14 protein-coding genes are annotated in these 15,967 nt (G+C 70.8%); 7 read left to right on the forward strand and 7 right to left on the reverse strand.

Annotation, left to right across the window (positions count from 1 at the left end):
• Positions 1-1,110, forward strand: a 1,110-nt coding sequence (locus tag D7Y13_RS24845) for a sensor histidine kinase (protein WP_120630789.1), incomplete at its 5' end; no start/stop codon positions are given.
• Between the two features lie 3 nt (positions 1,111-1,113).
• Here the strand turns inward: D7Y13_RS24845 and D7Y13_RS24850 are convergent.
• Together D7Y13_RS24850 and D7Y13_RS24855 are read right to left on the reverse strand one after the other, a co-directional pair.
• Entirely contained in the window at positions 1,114-1,575 is a 462-nt protein-coding gene (locus D7Y13_RS24850) for a hemerythrin domain-containing protein (RefSeq protein WP_120584743.1), read from the reverse strand.
• Between the two features lie 152 nt (positions 1,576-1,727).
• The gene (locus D7Y13_RS24855; RefSeq protein WP_120584744.1) at positions 1,728-3,077 is read right to left on the reverse strand and encodes a sigma-54-dependent transcriptional regulator; all 1,350 of its coding nucleotides are present in this window, start codon (positions 3,075-3,077) and stop codon (positions 1,728-1,730) included.
• Between the two features lie 229 nt (positions 3,078-3,306).
• Here D7Y13_RS24855 and D7Y13_RS24860 point away from each other — a divergent pair, with 229 nt between their 5' ends.
• From D7Y13_RS24860 to D7Y13_RS24875, 4 genes are all read left to right on the forward strand, one after another.
• Positions 3,307-3,678, forward strand: coding sequence for a hypothetical protein (locus tag D7Y13_RS24860; RefSeq protein ID WP_233595750.1), 372 nt, complete (start codon positions 3,307-3,309; stop codon positions 3,676-3,678).
• A 269-nt stretch (positions 3,679-3,947) separates the two neighbouring features.
• Entirely contained in the window at positions 3,948-4,283 is a 336-nt protein-coding gene (locus D7Y13_RS24865) for a hypothetical protein (protein ID WP_120630790.1), read from the forward strand.
• A 74-nt stretch (positions 4,284-4,357) separates the two neighbouring features.
• Positions 4,358-4,861 (forward strand): PTS sugar transporter subunit IIA, encoded by a 504-nt coding sequence (locus D7Y13_RS24870; protein WP_120535247.1) that lies wholly within the window; start codon positions 4,358-4,360, stop codon positions 4,859-4,861.
• Positions 4,862-5,236: 375 nt separating this feature from the next.
• The gene (locus tag D7Y13_RS24875) at positions 5,237-6,829 is read left to right on the forward strand and encodes a methyl-accepting chemotaxis protein (protein WP_120584747.1); all 1,593 of its coding nucleotides are present in this window, start codon (positions 5,237-5,239) and stop codon (positions 6,827-6,829) included.
• A gap of 72 nt (positions 6,830-6,901) precedes the next feature.
• Here the strand turns inward: D7Y13_RS24875 and D7Y13_RS24880 are convergent, their stop codons facing one another.
• The gene (locus tag D7Y13_RS24880) at positions 6,902-8,554 is read right to left on the reverse strand and encodes a formate--tetrahydrofolate ligase (RefSeq protein ID WP_120584748.1); all 1,653 of its coding nucleotides are present in this window, start codon (positions 8,552-8,554) and stop codon (positions 6,902-6,904) included.
• A 178-nt stretch (positions 8,555-8,732) separates the two neighbouring features.
• Here D7Y13_RS24880 and D7Y13_RS24885 point away from each other — a divergent pair, with 178 nt between their 5' ends.
• Positions 8,733-9,509, forward strand: coding sequence for a hypothetical protein (locus tag D7Y13_RS24885; RefSeq protein ID WP_120535250.1), 777 nt, complete (start codon positions 8,733-8,735; stop codon positions 9,507-9,509).
• Between the two features lie 3 nt (positions 9,510-9,512).
• Here the strand turns inward: D7Y13_RS24885 and D7Y13_RS24895 are convergent, their stop codons facing one another.
• The 4 genes from D7Y13_RS24895 to D7Y13_RS24910 all read right to left on the reverse strand — a co-directional run bounded on the left by D7Y13_RS24895 (position 9,513) and on the right by D7Y13_RS24910 (position 14,890).
• The gene (locus D7Y13_RS24895) at positions 9,513-10,292 is read right to left on the reverse strand and encodes an AAA family ATPase (protein ID WP_147444397.1); all 780 of its coding nucleotides are present in this window, start codon (positions 10,290-10,292) and stop codon (positions 9,513-9,515) included.
• 96 nt (positions 10,293-10,388) lie between these two features.
• A complete protein-coding gene (locus D7Y13_RS24900; RefSeq protein WP_120584750.1) occupies positions 10,389-13,079 on the reverse strand; it encodes an AsmA family protein in 2,691 nt (896 codons plus the stop codon).
• Positions 13,080-13,322: 243 nt separating this feature from the next.
• A complete protein-coding gene (locus D7Y13_RS24905) occupies positions 13,323-13,784 on the reverse strand; it encodes a fibril protein (RefSeq protein ID WP_120584751.1) in 462 nt (153 codons plus the stop codon).
• A gap of 182 nt (positions 13,785-13,966) precedes the next feature.
• Entirely contained in the window at positions 13,967-14,890 is a 924-nt protein-coding gene (locus D7Y13_RS24910) for an iron-containing redox enzyme family protein (RefSeq protein ID WP_120584752.1), read from the reverse strand.
• A 62-nt stretch (positions 14,891-14,952) separates the two neighbouring features.
• Here D7Y13_RS24910 and D7Y13_RS24915 point away from each other — a divergent pair, with 62 nt between their 5' ends.
• Positions 14,953-15,891 (forward strand): dimethylarginine dimethylaminohydrolase family protein, encoded by a 939-nt coding sequence (locus D7Y13_RS24915; protein ID WP_120584753.1) that lies wholly within the window; start codon positions 14,953-14,955, stop codon positions 15,889-15,891.
• The last annotated feature ends 76 nt before the right edge of the window (positions 15,892-15,967 follow it).

Here is a 15,967-nt window from a genome sequence, read left to right on the forward strand (position 1 = left end):
ATGGCGGAGCGGCTGGGGCAGTACCGCCGCAGCAGTCTGGGGGAGCTGCTCCAGGCCCAGGCGGTGTCCCAGGCGGCCATCGACAGCTTGCCCGACCCGGTGCTGGTGCTGGGCGCGGACGGTGGGTTGCTCAACGTCAACGCCGCGGCGGAAGAGGTGCTGCGCCTGCGGTTGGATGAAGGAGGGGACGCGCTGGGCCGCGTGGAGCCGGAGGTGCGCGCGGTGCTGGAGCGCGTGCGTGCGCACGTCGTGGGCGGGCGGGGTGCGTATCAGCCCCGGGGCTACGAGGAGGCGGTGCGGGTGGAGGGCTCGCCGGACGGTGGGCGGTGGCTCCTGCCGCGCGGGAGCCCGGTGCACGGAGAGATGGGCGACGTGGTGGGCGCCACGCTCATCCTCCAGGACGTGACGCGGCTGAGGCGCTTCGACGAATTGAAGAACGACCTGGTCGCCACGGTGGCGCACGAGTTCCGCACGCCGCTCACGTCGCTGCGCATGGCCATCCATCTGGTCGCCGAGGGCGTCGTGGGACAGGTGACGGAGAAGCAGGCGGACCTGCTCTTCGCGGCGCGCGAGGACTGCGAGCGTTTGCAGGGCATCGTGGACGACCTGCTGGATTTGTCGCGCATCCAGTCCGGCCAGCTCCAACTGGATGTCCGAGAGGTCCGCACGGAGGAACTGCTGGAGCACGCGCTGGCCGCGCAGCGCACGGTGGCGGAGGACCGGGGCGTACGGCTGTCCCAGTCCCTGGCGCACGACGTGGAGACGGTGCGCGTGGATCCGGAGCGCTTGCAGTTGGTGCTGGGCAACCTCGTGGGCAACGGCGTGAAGCACACGCCGCGCGACGGCGAGGTGTCGGTGCACGTGATGCGAGACGGAAGTCACGTGCGCTTCGAGGTGCGCGACACCGGCGAGGGCATCCCGGCCCAGGAACAGGCGCGCATCTTCGAGAAGTTCTACCGCGCTCCGGGTGCACCGTCGGGCGGCGCGGGCCTGGGCCTGTCCATCGCGCGCGACATCGTCCAGGCACACGGCGGCGAGCTGGGCGTGGTGAGCACCCCCGGCCAGGGCAGCACCTTCTGGTTCACGCTGCCGCAGTCCGGGGAGGCGTGAGCGTCACGGCGCGGCGGGCGCATCCAACTGGCGCATCGCTTCCCGGCGCGCGTTGGACGCGGAGCTGACGATTTCGGAGCTGCTCAGGCCGAACGCGTCCGATGCCATCTTGAGGAGTCGCGGAAACACCTCGCGCTCCTCCTCCGCCATGTGGTGCGCCACCACCGCTTCCAGTTGCCGCACCGTGGCCTCGCGGCGACGCGTCTCCCGACGTGCGTGCAGCAGCTCGGAGAGAAGCTGGCTCATCTCGCCGTGCTCCTCCACCGCGAAGTCGATGCGGGGCCCTTCGACGACGCTCCGCGCGACCGGATACACCCAGCGCTCCTCGATGGTGCTGTGCAGCGTGAGCGCTTCGGCCAGCCGCACGCACAGCTCCGGCTTCTCTTCGTCCGGAGCAGCGCGGTAGGCCTCGAAGAGGGCCTCGGCGTCCCGGTGCTGCTGGATGAGCACGTCGATGATGTTCATGAGTCACCCCCGCTGGGACGGCCGGAGTGGCGGTCCCTCTTCAGGGTCTTCACGCGGGCGCAGGGGTGCAATCCGCTCGGAAGTGCCGCGCGCCCTTGAGCGCCCCTGACTCCAGGGCGGTGTCCGCATGCACTGGCGCACATGCCAGCGCGCTACGCCTCCGGCTTCCCGTCCGATTCGTACTTCTTGCGCTTGCGCCACAGCGTGGACGCGTCGATGCCCAGCAGGCGGGCCGCTTCGTCCAGCGTCGGCGTGGAGGCCATCACGCGCAGGATGTGTTCGCGCTCCACGTCCTCCAGCGTGTGCGGCCCTCCCAGGCTCACGCCGGGGCCCACCGCGGACGCGATGCGCTCCGGAAACGCCTGCGGCTCCACCACGCCCGCGGGCCCCACGATGAGCGCCCGCTCCAGGGCGTTGCGCAGCTCGCGCACGTTGCCCGGCCATGGGTAGGCGCGCAGCATGGCCTCCGTGGAGGGGGAGAGTTCCGGTGCCGGACGCTGCGCGGCCCTCGCGAAGAAGGCGACGAAGCGGCGGGCCAGCGGGACCAGGTCCTCGGGCCGCTCGCGCAGGGCTGGAAGCTTCACCTCCAGGACGTTCAACCGGTACATCAGGTCCTCGCGGAAGCGTCCCTCCGCCACGTCCTTCTCCAGGTCGCGGTGCGTGGCCGCCACCACGCGCACGTCCGCCTTGCGCGTGCGGCCCTCACCCAGTCGCTCGAACTGCTTCTCCTGGAGGAAGCGCAGCAACTGCGCCTGGAGCGCGGGGCTCATCTCCGCCACCTCATCCAGGAAGAGCGTCCCCCCTTCGGCCTGCTCCACGCGTCCGGGCTGATCCTTCACCGCGCCGGTGAAGGCGCCGCGCGCGTGGCCGAACAGCTCGCTGGCCAGCAGTTGTTCGGACAGGGTGGGGCAGTTGATGGTGACGAAGGGCCGCTTGCGCCGCGCGCTCATGAAGTGCAGCGCCCGGGCGAGCACGCCCTTGCCCGTGCCGCTCTCTCCTCGCAACAGCACCGCTGCGTCGGACGTGGCCGCGCGGGTGATGAAGCCGATGGCCGCGTGCATCGCCGGGGACGCCGTCTCCAGCGTGGCCTCCGGCACGGCCTGCGCGAGCTGTCCTTCCAGGTCGCCCAGGTGCGAGGACAGCTCCCGCTGCGCCTTCGCGCGCTCCAGCACGTGGCGGATCTGCGCGGGCGTGAAGGGCTTGGGCAGGTAGTCGCGCGCGCCACGCTTCACCGCCTCCACGGCGGTGTCGAACGTCGCATAGGCGGTGATGAGGACGACGTCGAGCGCGGGGGACTCCGCGAGCAGCCGGGGCAGCAGCTCCAATCCGGAGGCATTGCCCAGGCGCAGGTCCACGAACGCCAGGTCCGCTGGTCCCTGGGCGAGTGCCGCCAGCGCGGCCTCGGGGGTGGCGGCTTCGCGCACCTCACAGCCGAAGCCCTCCAGGCACACCCTCAAGGTGTGGCGGATGTTGCGCTCATCGTCCACCACGAGCACCCGCATGGGGCGCTCCGTTGTCTCTGTCCCGGCACGGACTTCCATGGGGCAAGTGTAAGAGCATGCTGTGTGCCGGGCCCGTTTGTTGGATGCCGGGCGGGAAGGGCGCGGGAAGACGCATTGCATCCCGCAACGTCGTGCCCGGACGCTGCTTGCAGGGTGCAACGTGGGGCCGACTGGTGTCTGCTGCGGAACGGCCGTGCGTCTGGCACGCGCCATGGATGGAATGGAGCCCATGCGCAACGACGGGACGCCGCCCGATGAAGGGGGCGAGGACAACATCTTCGCGAAGGAGCTGACGCCCGCGCCGGACCGCTGGGTGCGCCGGGGCACGTGGATCGGCATCCTGCTGCTGATGCTGGTGGGCGTCTTCCTGTGGTTGCAGGGCGGGGAGAACCGCGCGCTGAACGCGATGTCGCCCTCGCAGCGCCAGGCCTTGTTCCGGGAGACGCGCGACGAGTTCGAGGTGCTATGCCTGCCGGATGGAGGCGGCACGCGCTTCCCCCGCAAGTGCGGCCAACTGGCGGACTTCATCACGCACTTCTCCGAATGCGACGCCGCCTGCCGGGCCGAGGTCGAGCCCTTCCGCAAGCACCCCACGCGTTGAGGTCCGCGTCCGTCCTCCGCGCATGGCGGATCCGCTCGCCCCTCCTGCTCGGCTGGCTGGCGCGCGTGCGACCCCTGGCGATGAAGCGACCGCCGACACCGCGTCCTGCACGGCGTCACCGTGCAGGATGAAATCCTCCGCGCGCCAGGGCTGAGGAACCCCCAGCAAGTCCGCGGGAATGGAGTGCCGCCCCGACGGCACGCGGGATGCTCCTGGGTGAGGGTGTCCGGGTGAAAGCCGCCCGGCATCCAGGAGTGAAAGTCATGGGGATGATCGCCATCTTGAAGTCGTGGAGCGCCAGGGCGCGCCACACCGGGACCCGACAGGAGGGCTCGCTCAAGGCGGTGCGCATGCTGGGCGCGGAGGGACTGGTGGACGCTCGCCGCCGCGCGGGTCAGGCGTTGGAGCGGGCCTGGCGTTGCACCTGCTGCCGCAGCCTGCTCGCCCACGTCTTCGAGCGCGTGGGCTCCACGCTGTTCCTGGACGACGATCCGGAGGTGCTCGTGCAGGCGTTCGAGGACAGCGAGCGCGACCGGTTCAGCGCGCGCGTGCTCGCCGCGTGCATCGTGATGGTGGGCCGCGAACGCGTCGCCGTCGCCCTCTGATGCGTTGGCCCGGTGGCGGGTGGACAGCGGATTTTGGAGACAGCAGCGGCCCCACGGGCCGGGAGGCAGGGCACATGCGGTGGATGGACTTCCTGACGGTGGAGGCGATCCAACCGTCCTTGCAGGCGCGCGACAGCGACACGCTGCTCCAGGAACTGGCGGGACTGCTGGCCCCGGAGGCCGGCATGACGCAGCACCTGCTCGCCTACCACCTGCGCGAAAGAGAGCGCCTGGGCTCCACGGTGATGGAAGGCGGCGTGGCCATCCCCCACTGCCGCGTGGGGGGCGTGCGGCGCATCGTCACCTGTCTGGGAATCCACCGGGCGGGCCTGGCCTTCGGTGGACCCGAGCACGGCCGGATGCACCTCTTCGTCGGCATGGCGACCCCGCCCGATACCGCGGGCCTGCACCTGGGCGTGCTGTCGCGCATCGCGGCGCTGCTGCACTCCGCGACGCTGCGTGACGCGCTGCTGCGGACCACCACCGCCGATGAAGCCCATTCCCTGCTCGCCCAGGCCGAGGCCACCCTCCACCCCTACCCGGCGCACCCGACGCACCGTGACATCCTTCACCGATGAACGACGGACCCACGGTTCGCCCAGCACCCGGGCGTCGTTCCGGCGGGCTGGAATGATCGCGCCAGCGTGTGCCGTAAGCTCCTACCTCTGACGTGGAACGTCCTGCGAGGCAGGTCCCACCTGACAGGGCGAAGTGTCCCGGGGGACCCTACGGGGCAATCCCGACCCGTTTACTCGATATTTCAAGGGTCGCGGGCTTGAGTCGGGGGGAGAGGTGTTGTCTATCCTACGGACCTCGACGGGGCCTCAACCGTCGGCGGGGCCCGCCCGGGCCGCGGAAGGATGAGCGACAATGAGCTGGCGCAGCAGGCCCCGCGGGGATGCACCCCCGCGCTTCATCGGGATGTCTGACGTGGGCCCGCGAGGGGGTGTGTGATGGCGTTGAGGCTCAAGCAGAAGATGATGGTGCTGCCGGTGGTGGCGTCGGTGTTCCTGGTGGCCATCGTGGCGGTGACGGTGGGGCTGGGCACGCGCACGCGCTCGGCTTCGGATCGCATCGGCTTCAGTCTGGCCCCGTCGGTGAGCCAGGCACAGACGGCGCGCGCGGGCTTCGCGGCGCTGCACCAGGACGTGGGCGACGCGGTGGCGTTGCACGCGGTGCAGCGGCAGACGCTGGAAGCCCAGGTGACGGAGCTCACCACGGGCCTCAAGGCCCTGCGCGGCATGAAGGACGTGGACGTCGCGCGGGTGGAGGCACTGCAGGAGGCCTTCACGGGCTACTGGCAGGAGGCATCCAAGGTGGTGTCGCTGGCGGCCCAGAACAGCGCGGGCGCCGACGAGGCGCTGGCGAAGCTGGCACCCGCGCACAAGACCGTGCACGACGGGCTGGAGGCGGTGACGGCGCAGCAGGAGGCCGCGCAGCGCGAGGCCTTCACGGAGATGGAGTCGCTGCACGGCACGACGCTCACGTGGGTGCTGCTGCTGTCGGTGGCCTGCATCGCGGCGCTGGCGGCGCTCACGGTGTGGCTGCTGCGCGAAGTGACGCTGCCCCTGGCGCGGCTGACGGAGACGGCGACGCGCATCGCGCGGGACGGTGACCTGACGCAGCCCATCGACACGTCCGCCCAGGACGAGGTGGGGGAGCTGGCGCGCAGCATCGAGACGCTGATGAAGCGGCTGCGCTCGGTGCCGGGCACGCTGCACTCGGTGGTGACGGAGCTGACGGCGGCGGCGGCGCGGCTGAACACGGCCAGCCACGAGCAGCTCAACTTCCTGACCAACCAGTCGCGCAGCCTCACGGAGGCCAGCTCCACCATCGCGGAGATCGCCCAGACGTCCGGCATGGCGGCCAGCCGCGCGGAGATGGTGCTGAAGGTCGCGGCGCAGGCGGACGCGTTCAGTTCGTCCGGTCAGGTCTCCATCGAGCGCAGCGCGGAGGGTCTGCAGCAGATCCGCCAGCGGGTGGGCGCGCTGGTGGGCAGCATCGGGCACCTGTCCGAGCAGGCCGTGCACGCCGGAGAGATCATCGGCAGCGTGAAGGACCTGGCGGACCAGTCCAACGTGCTGGCGCTGAACGCGGCCATCGAGGCGGCGCGGGCCGGTGAAGAGGGCCGGGGCTTCGCGGTGGTGGCCAAGGAGATGCGGGCGCTCAGCGGTCAGTCGCTCCAGAGCACGCAGCGCATCGGGAAGATCCTCCTGGAGATCAACCAGGCCATCCGCCAGACGGTGAGCATCGCGGAAGGCGACAGCCAGAAGATGGAGGAGGGCATCGAACAGGTGCTCGCCTCGGCGACGACGCTCAAGGACATCACCCAGGTGGTGCAGGAGAGCAGCCAGGCCGCGCGTCAGATTGTCGCCTCGGTGACCCAGCAGAACGCGGGCATCACCCAGATGACCGAAGTGGTGACGCAGCTGTCGGAGATGATGAGCGACGTGGTGATGGCCACCAGCAACGCCGAAGAGGCGGTGGGGCAGATCAACACGTCGCTGGGCAAGCTCCAGGAGCTGTCCACGTCGTTCCGCGTCTAGCGCTTCCTCGCTGGAACACGCAGGGCCCACGGGCCGTCCCGGATGCACCGGGGCGGCCCGTTTCCCTGGGGGCTACTCGCCCTGCATCAGGCCCGTGATGCGACCGTCCGGGTGGACGGTGACGCGTCGGGCGGCGGGCTCCCGGGGCAGGCCCGGCATGGTGAGCAGCTCGCCGGTGAGCGCCACCAGGAAGCCCGCGCCCGCGGACAGGCGCACCTCGCGCACCGTCAGCGTGAAGCCCCGGGGACGGCCCGTCTTCGTCGGGTCATCCGACAGCGACAGGTGCGTCTTGGCCATGCACACGGGCAGCCCCGCGCCTCCCAGCGCCCGCGCCGTCTCCAGGTCCTTGCGCGCCCCGGGCGTGAAGGCCACGTCGTCCGCGCCGTACACCGTGCGCGCGATGGCGCGGATCTTCTCCTCCGGCGACTGGTCCAGTTCGTAGAGGAAGCGCGGCTTCGGCGGCGCCGCGTCCGTCGCGTCCAGCATCGCCAGCACCGTGTCCGCCAGCTCCAGCGAGCCCTCGCCGCCCTTCGTGAAGCCGTCGCACACCGCGATGCCCACGTTCCTCGCCTTCGCGAACGCGCGCAGTTCGTCCAGCTCCTCCGCCGTGTCCTGCGGGAAGCGGTTCACGCACAGCACCGCCGGCAGGCCGAACGCGGCCACCGATTCCAGGTGCTTCTCCAGGTGGTTGAAGCCCTTGAGCAGCGCTTCCCGGTCCGGCTCCGCCACCTGCGCGGCGCTCGCGCCTCCGTGGTGCTTGAGCGCCCGCAGCGTCACCACCAGCATCACGCCCCGGGGCCAGATGCCCGCGCCGCGGCACTTGATGTCCAGGAACTTCTCCGCGCCCAGGTCGAAGCCGAAGCCCGCTTCCGTCACCACCTCGTCCGCGTACGAGAGCGCCAGCCGCGTGCCCACCACCGACGAACAGCCGTGCGCGATGTTGCCGAAGGGCCCCGCGTGCACGATGGCCGGTCCGCCCTCGCGCGTCTGGGCGAGGTTCGGCATCAGCGCGTCCTTCAGCAGCGCCACCATGGACGCCGCCGCGTTCACGTCCTTCGCGCGCACCGGCGAGCCGTCCGGCGCCTGGCCCACCACGATGCGCCCCAGCCGCGCCTCCAGGTCATGGAGGTTCTCCGACAGCGCGAGGATGGCCATCACCTCGCTGGCGGCGGTGATGTCGAAGGACGTCTCGCGCGGTACGCCGTGCGCCTTGCCGCCCAGCCCCACGATGACGTTGCGCAGGAACCGGTCGTTCATGTCCATGGCGCGGCGCCAGCGCACCTTCGTGCCCTCCAGCACCACCGGGTGGCCGTAGTACACGGCGTTGTCCACCAGCGCGGACAGCAGGTTGTGCGCGCTGGTGATGGCGTGCAGGTCGCCGGTGAAGTGCAGGTTGATGTCCGCCGCGGGCTCCAGGCTGGCCACGCCTCCACCTGTTCCGCCGCCCTTCACCCCGAAGACGGGCCCCAGGGACGGCTCGCGCAGGGCCGCCACCGCCTTGCGCCCGCGCTGGCGCAGGCCCATGGCCAGCGCCACCGACATGGTGGTCTTGCCCTCGCCGGGAGGGGTGGGGTTGATGGCCGACACCAGCACCATGCGGCCCTGGCGCGAGCGGCGGCCCAGGGCGTCCAGGGACACCTTGGCGCGGTCGCGACCCCAGGGGAGGACATCTTCCGGCGCGAGGCCCAGCTCGGCGCCGACTTCGGCAATGGGACGGAGCGTCATGGCGCGGGACTCTCCGTGTCCCGCCGGGCGAGGTCAACGCTCGCGAGACGGGGAGCAGGCAGGCACGCGCGCACGGACGTTTCCTCGCGGGGCGTGCGGGTGGGAGGATGAAGGCGTGAAGGCGGCGCCCGGGAGCGCGATGGAATAGGCGGCCGGGTCTTCCGTCAGAAGGAGCATCATGAATCGCATTCTCGGCATCGCATCGGTGGGGTTGGCTTCGGTGGCGCTCGGCGTGGCCCTGTGGGGGCCCGGTCGTTCGGAGGCTCCGGCGACGGACGCCGCGCCCCGTGTGCAGGACACGTCCGCGGACGTCCGGGCGCTCCAGACGCGCGTGAAGGCCCTGGAGGAGACGGTGCAGCTGCTGTCGCGCCGGATGATGGCCTTCGAGCAGCAGCCCGGCACGACCCCGGGCGGCTCGGGTCCCGCGCCCGCGGGCCTGGAGGCCGAGGTGGCGAAGCTGCGCGAGGAGGTGCGTGCCGTGATGGTGGGCGAGGCGCTGAACTCCGAGAGCGGGAAGCAGTCGCTGAAGGAGATCCTGCGCACGGTGCAGGACGAGCAGCGCACCGAGCAGCGCCAGCAGTGGCAGCAGCAGATCGACCAGATGCGGACGCAGGCGGATGCCGAACGCAGCGAGCGCCTCAAGACGTTCATCACCGACGCTCGGCTCAGCTACAGCCAGGAGCAGGAGCTGACCAGGCAGCTCCAGGCCGAGGACGCGAAGCGCCAGGCGCTGATGTCATCGGGCGGAAATGGTCAGCCCCGCCAGGACGTGCGCCGGCAGATGCGCGAGCTGCGCACGCAGACCGACCAGGAGATGCAGAAGGTGCTCAGCGCGGATCAGCAGGCCAAGTACCTGGAGATGCGCCGTGAGGACTCGGCCCCGCGCGGCGGTGGTCCCCGGGGCGGCGCCGGTGGCGGTTCCGGCTGGGAAGCGCGCGGCGGCGCCACGCAGTAACGCCTAACCGGTTGGCTCCTTCCGGGGCAGCAGCGGCCGGAAGGAGGTCGTGCCGTCGGCGGTGGTCTCCACGCGCTGGACGTCTTGCAGGTCGAAGGCGTCCGCCAGGACCACCGACGGCGTGAAGAGCAGCACGGGGACCCGCAGGGACGCCGCGCGAGCGGATTGGACCCGGTCCCAGACGGCGTTCGCGGGCAGATCCACGTCGGGCTCCTCCAGGACGAGGAAGGAGTCCTCGTCCTGTTCGAAGGTCCCGGCGGGCTGGACGCGGAAGCCTCGCAGCAGCCGCGCCATCATCGTCATGCCCCACTGGACGATGCCGCCCACCATCCGGTCCTCCTCCTCCGCGTCGGTGCCTCGCACTTCGGGCTCCGTCGCCGGGGGCAGGTCCGCGTAGGTGCGGAGCTGGGCCTCCTCGAAGGGCGGCTGCTTCTGCCCGGGCGCGATGAGCTCCACGGACACGCCCGCCAGCAGGTCCAGCTCCTCCTCCACGAGGCGCCATACGCCGTCAGGGAAGCGCTGGAGCTCCACGCGGTAGGTGTTCCAATCCACGGCCAGGGACAGCTTCACGGGGCTGCGCAGGCCGTCCGTGACGCCGGGCTGGGACAGGTGCTGCTGGAGCCGGCCGTGCGCCAGTTCGCGCAGGAAGGTGAAGAGGGCGATGAGGTCGCGGGTGGCGGTGCCATCCGCATCCAGCAGGACTTCCAGCGGCTCGGGGTGCAGCACCACGCCGCGCAGTGAGCGAAAGCCGTCCGCTTCGAGCCGCGTGAACCGGGTGCGCATGGACGGCGAGCCTACGCCAGGGAGCGGAAACACGAACGCCGCGAAGCTCCCGTTGGGGCCTCGCGGCGCGCGTGCCACTCGCGGACTTCGCGGCGGCTACTTCCCGCCGAAGATGCCCTTGAGCCGCTTCTTCGCTTCTTCCTCCGCGCGCTGCTTCGCCTTCTCCTGCTCGGCGCGGGCCTTGTCCTCCAGCTTCTTCCTCTCCTCGTTGGCGCGCGCCTCCGCGTCGGCCTTGGCCTTGTCCTGGCCGCCCGTGATGATGTCCTGCACGGCCTTGCCCTTCTCACCCAGCAGGCTGCCCGCGACCGACGAGCCCGCCAGCTTCAGGATGGTCGTCGCCGCCGGCTTCACGTCGATGCCCGTCACCTCCGGGCTCCACGCCTTGCCCGACAGCTTCAGCCCCACTGGGATGGCTTCCGTCGGCGTCACCTTGCCCGCCGTCAGCGCCTTGATGGTCGCGGGCGTCAGCGACACGCCGCCCGTCAGGTCCAGGGTGCCGTCCAGCTTGATGCCGCCATCGAAGCTCATCGCCGCTTCCGGCCGCGTCCAGGTGATGGGCTTGCTCAGCTGCGCCACGCCGTTCTTGATGGTCACGCTGAAGGGCAGGTTCTCTCCCAGCGACGTCACGTCGCCGCTCTTGAGCCCCTTGGCGAACGGCACCGCCTTGGCCAGCGGCCCCGTCACCGACGACACCAGGTCCTTGCCCAGGAACGTGCCCTCCAGCAGGTTGCCGCTGATGCCGCCCAGCAGCGTCTGCTGCAGCTTCTCCGGCGTGTAGCCCACGCCCTGCACGTCCACGTTGCCGTTGAACTTGCCCGTCATCACCTGCTTCGGCGTGCGCTCCGCCAGGGCCTGCGCCATCTCGATGCCCTGCACCTGCACCTTCGCGGAGAAGGGCCGCGCCTCCGGCGACGGGCCCAGGCGGATGGTCGTCCCGTCCGCCACCACCTTGCCGCCGTAGATGCCCGTCGAGAACTTCTCCACCGTGATGAGGTCGTCCACCATCTTCACGACGCCCGTCACCTGGCTCAGGTCCATCTTCGTGTAGCGCAGCGACGCGATGGCGAACTGGATGTCACCCCGGTAGCCGTTGAAGCGCGTGGCTTCCACCGGCGGCTCGGGCGGGGGCTTGCCGCCCGTGCGCGCGGCGACCTCCTCCTCGCTCATCAACAACTTGTCCGCATCCAGCCGCGCGCTCTTCACCGCGGCCTTGAACGTCGTCGTCGCCTTCTTGCCCGTGCCGGCCAGCGACACCGTCGCGGTGCCCGACACCGTGTCCTCCAGCGCGCCCAGGGTCATGCTGGTGACGTTCACCGTCATCCCGCTGCCCGTCTTCGCCGGCGTGTACGTGCCCGCCGCCGCGACATCCAGCCGCTGTCCGGGCGCCTTGTTCACGAGCAGGCCCGGCCGCATGTCCACGCCGTCCAGGTCCGCCTTCGCGTCGAAGCGCAGCGCGCCGCCGCTGGCCGCCGCGCCCGTCAGCTTCGCGTTGAGCGTCATCGCGCCGCCGGCTTCCTTGGACAACTGGTCCGGCACCCGCAGCCGCACCGGCGTCAGGTTCACCGCGATGTTGATGGCCTGTTCGGCCTGCGTGCCGCTGCCGCGCACGTCCAGCCCGATGGGGCCCGCCACCATGCCCTTCAACTGCTTCTTCAGGGGCGGGTAGTACTCGGCGAGCACGGCGGGATCCAGGTTGCGCCCCACCAGCTCGAAGCCCTCCACGGCCGGCTTGTCCGTGAGCAGCCCCTTCACCTTGCCCTTGCCGGTGATGGCCGCGGGGCCCAGGTCCAGCTTGAGCTTGTCCAGCGCCAGGTCACCCGTCTCCATGTCGCCCGTCACGTCCGTGTCGAGCACCACGTCCAGCGCCTTGCCACCCTCCGAGCCCGCGAACTTCATCCCCAGCGCCTTGATGACGCCCACCAGCTTCGTGGGGCCCTTGCCGCCGGGCACCGCGCCGCCCAGGTCCGCCTTCCAGTCCGCGTCCAGCGTGCCCGCCTGCAGGCCCACGTCCGGCGGCAGGAACGGCCCCAGGGGCGACAGGTCGATGTGCTCCGCCTTCAGCGTCACCTGCTCCGGCGTGGGCACCAGCGTCGCCGGCAGCGGCGCCGCCTGGAGCGTCATCTTGAGGTTCTGCTTCTCCGCGAGCACCGCCGCCGCCAGATCCACCTTCAGCGGCTTGCCCACGCGCAGGTCCTTCACCTCGATGTCCAGGTCGCGCACCGCCAGCTCCCGCGCCTGCTGACCGCCCGCGCGGTCCACGAAGCGGATGGTGCCGTCGGTGAGCGCCGCGCGCTCCACGTGCACGCCCGACAGGTCCGTGGGCTGCGTCTCCTCCTCCGGCGTCTCCTCCTTGGGCTGCTGCGAGGCCCACTTCTCCTGGAGGCGCTGCACGTTGGTGGTGCCGTCCGCCAACCGGAGGACGTTCACGGTGAGGCCGGACACCTCCACGTTCTTGACCTGGATGTCCTTGCCCTTCGACGTCAGCAGCGGCATCGCCGCGACGCTCACGTCCACCGTCTTCAGCTCCGCGAGCGGCAGGTCTTCACCTTCCGCGGGGCCCACGACGACGTTCTCGATCTGCGCGCCGACATGGGGAAAGAGCTTCGTGGAGATGTCGCCAATCTCGATGGGGCGCCCGAGCTTCTGCGAATACGTGGCCGCCTGATCCCGCGCCGTCTTCAACAGGATGGCGTCCAGGCGCCACAGCACCACCGCCACGATGGCGACAAGGAGGACGAGGATGCCCCCCAGCACATAGGGCCAACGCTTCTTCTTCACAGCCGCCACGGTTCCTCCTCCGTCGGGAGAGCGGTCGAACGCTTAGCGCAGCGCCGCGTGGGCCGCACCTCCCATGGCTAACCGGGAGGACCGCCCGCGGCGGGAAACTTCCACTTTCCAGCGTGACGGAGGGGGTCTCCGGAAAAGTCACGCCCGCGTCCCGGGCTCCGGCCTGCCCGCCCGAACCCTGCATCTAGGCATGATGAGGGCCATCCGGAAGGGGGTGGCGCACGCCCGACCGGGGGCTCGCTGCTACAGGTCGATGATGTCCGGCTCCGTCCCCGGCGGCGGCGGCGCGTCCGGGCCTCCCTCCAACGTGAAGCCCCAGGGCGCGTAGACGGACCCGCCGGTGTACGCGTCCACGTAGAGCACCACGGGGGTGTCCAACCCTTCGTACGTCACCTCGAAGATGGACAGCCGGCCGCGCTCGTTGGCCCGTCCGTCCACCTGGGTGAACTCGCAGCAGTCCCCCATCCGGCGCCACGCCACCGGCTGTCCCTCCGGCCCGCGCAACAGACCGAAATACGCCAGCACACCCTTGTCGCCCCAGCCCACCCGCACCGGGTTCTCCGGCCGGGTGCCGTAGGTCGTCGGATCCGGCCGTTTGGGCATCAAGGGCTGCGTGCGGCGCATCACGTCGTCGAAGGACGTGCCCGGGGAGGCGCACGCCGTCAGGGCCAGCACGCCCACGCAGGCGATTCGGAACAGGGACATCGGGACCTCCAGCAGGGAAGCTTTGGCAACGGCCTCCCAAGCTGGCGTCCCCCCCTTTCGCGGCGCATCCCTCCCGCCGCGAGCCGCCGCGAGCGCCGTCCGCTGCACGACGCACCCCCGGGCCCAGCGCACACGCGCAAGGTCCCGGAGGGAAGGACGGCCAGGCGCGCGCCCTGCCTTCTTCAGCTGAGCGACTTCAGCTCCAGCCCCAGCTCCCGGCGGTAGCGCTCGAAGCACTTCGCGCCCGCGGACAGCCGCAAGAGCGCGCCTTCCGCCAGGGGCCTCGCGCACGCGGGGTTCGCCGCCACCAGCGGACGCAGCACCTCCCGGTTCCACGTCTCCGAGTGCTTCACGTCCAGCGTGGAGTGCACCGCGTAGTAGCGCCGCACCCGCATGTCGAAGCCCAGGCGCTTCAGGCCCTCGTTGACGCACGCGGTGCGGCCCGGTGCCGTCTCCTCCACGATGCCCAGCGCGCCCACCGCGTGGTACGTGTAGCGGCGGTTGAACGCGAACGCGCAGAGCAGGTTCGCCAGCGCGTGCGCTTCCCACACCGTGTCCTCGTCCGTGGGCTTCAGGCCCAGCTTCGCGGCCATCTCCGCGAGCATCGGCCCGTGCATCGCGTCCTCGCGCCCGCGGCCCATCTCATCCCAGTAGTTGCGCGCCAGCTCCAGCTTCGCTTGCGTGGGCAACTGCAACTGCGTCAGCGCCACCAGATCATCGAAGCCGGCTTCACCCGCGACCTCCTGCGTGAGGAACCAGCGCATCTGCTCCAGGGACGCCTGCGTCGCGAGCCACGGGAACAGCGGATCCTGCTGCCCGGGTCCTGTCTCCTTCAGGTCCTCGAACCACGCGATGAAACCATCCGCGTCCTCCGGCGCCTCGGCGGCCCATGCCGCCATGCGCTGTCGCTCCGCCTCCACGTACTCGCCCTCCAGAAGGCGCAACTGCGTCTCAGCCTGCACGCCCGCCCGCCACCCTTCGGTGGGAAACCCGGGAGCCAGTCGTGAGTGGTTGAAGCGCAAGAGCGTCCGGTGCATTTGCTCAGACAGGCGAGCATCCTCGGCCCCTGCTCCCACGTTCCCCACCACCTCGCCAAGCCCGCTCATGGTGCGCACCCTCTCTACACGTCTTCGGAAGGCAGGAGTGCCTTTCGACCACATGTATGGGGATGACCTTGCACACCGGCCAGTTCGCTCCTGCCACCTTCGCCGTCAGTCAGGTGCGTTGCGAGAAGGACCATGTTCGCTCCCGTGACTGCGCGTATCAGGTCGCGTGGAACATCAATCCACATATGAGGGTGGGCGCCGTCGCGTGGCGCCGGGCCTGTTCGCAACACCGGGCCTTCCTGCGCACCCTGCGTGAAGCGGGCGCGGGCTTCTTCGAGCTGCCCTTCGTCCACGGCGCGTACGACTCCGTCTTCGCCAAGGACAACGCGGTGCTCGTGTCGCAGGAAGGCGAGCTGCGCGCGCTGCTCGCCACCATGCGCCACGGGCAGCGCCGGGGTGAGCAGAGCGCCCGCGCCCGGTGGTTGTCCGCGCGCGGCTTCGACGTCATCGAGCCGGGGCGCGTGCACATCGAAGGTGGCGACGTGGCCATGCTGCCCCAGGGGCGAGGCGCGCTGCTGGGCTGGGGCCAGCGCTCCACGCCCCGGGCCGCGGGCGTGCTGGAGGCCTTCCTCGACGCGCCCGTCACGCCGCTGGAGCTGTGCGACCCGTACCTCTACCACCTGGACACCGCGCTCACCGTGCTGTCCGACGGGACCGCGCTCGTGTGTCCCGAGGCCTTCACCCCCGAGTCCCTCCGCACGCTGTCGCGCACGGAGGGCATCCAGCAGGTGGTGCCCGTCGCGCGCGAGGACGCGCTCGCCTTCGGCCTCAACCTGGTGGAGGTGGGCAACACGGTGATTGTCGGCGCGCGCGTGCCCCGCGTGGAGGCCCTGCTGCGCGGGCTGGGGCGCCGGGCCGTCAGCGTGAAGTTGGATCAATTCCACCTGGCCGGAGGCAGCGCGGCGTGTCTCGTCGCGCGCGTGCACACCCTGCCGCCCGTGTCCGCCCAGCGCTCCCGCGAGGAGCGCGAACAGGAAGAGCCCACCTCGCTTTCGGCGTGAGCGGCTTGAAATGAAGAAACCTCCCCGGGCGACGTGCGCGCGGGGAGGTTCTTCGTGAAGCGGGGATGCGGGGGCG

Origin of the sequence: Corallococcus praedator, from assembly GCF_003612125.1 — a bacterium.
In the GTDB taxonomy this organism is placed as follows: domain Bacteria; phylum Myxococcota; class Myxococcia; order Myxococcales; family Myxococcaceae; genus Corallococcus; species Corallococcus praedator.

Coding starts and splice junctions, on each gene's coding strand:
- D7Y13_RS24880 (WP_120584748.1), bottom strand. CDS start 8,554: ATGACGCTCCGTCCCATTGCCGAAGTCGGCGCCGAGCTGGGCCTCGCG.
- D7Y13_RS24865 (WP_120630790.1), top strand. CDS start 3,948: ATGATCGCCATCTTGAAGTCGTGGAGCGCCAGGGCGCGCCACACCGGG.
- D7Y13_RS24905 (WP_120584751.1), bottom strand. CDS start 13,784: ATGTCCCTGTTCCGAATCGCCTGCGTGGGCGTGCTGGCCCTGACGGCG.
- D7Y13_RS24875 (WP_120584747.1), top strand. CDS start 5,237: ATGGCGTTGAGGCTCAAGCAGAAGATGATGGTGCTGCCGGTGGTGGCG.
- D7Y13_RS24850 (WP_120584743.1), bottom strand. CDS start 1,575: ATGAACATCATCGACGTGCTCATCCAGCAGCACCGGGACGCCGAGGCC.
- D7Y13_RS24885 (WP_120535250.1), top strand. CDS start 8,733: ATGAATCGCATTCTCGGCATCGCATCGGTGGGGTTGGCTTCGGTGGCG.
- D7Y13_RS24870 (WP_120535247.1), top strand. CDS start 4,358: ATGCGGTGGATGGACTTCCTGACGGTGGAGGCGATCCAACCGTCCTTG.
- D7Y13_RS24895 (WP_147444397.1), bottom strand. CDS start 10,292: ATGCGCACCCGGTTCACGCGGCTCGAAGCGGACGGCTTTCGCTCACTG.
- D7Y13_RS24910 (WP_120584752.1), bottom strand. CDS start 14,890: ATGAGCGGGCTTGGCGAGGTGGTGGGGAACGTGGGAGCAGGGGCCGAG.
- D7Y13_RS24915 (WP_120584753.1), top strand. CDS start 14,953: ATGACCTTGCACACCGGCCAGTTCGCTCCTGCCACCTTCGCCGTCAGT.
- D7Y13_RS24855 (WP_120584744.1), bottom strand. CDS start 3,077: ATGCGGGTGCTCGTGGTGGACGATGAGCGCAACATCCGCCACACCTTG.
- D7Y13_RS24860 (WP_233595750.1), top strand. CDS start 3,307: ATGCGCAACGACGGGACGCCGCCCGATGAAGGGGGCGAGGACAACATC.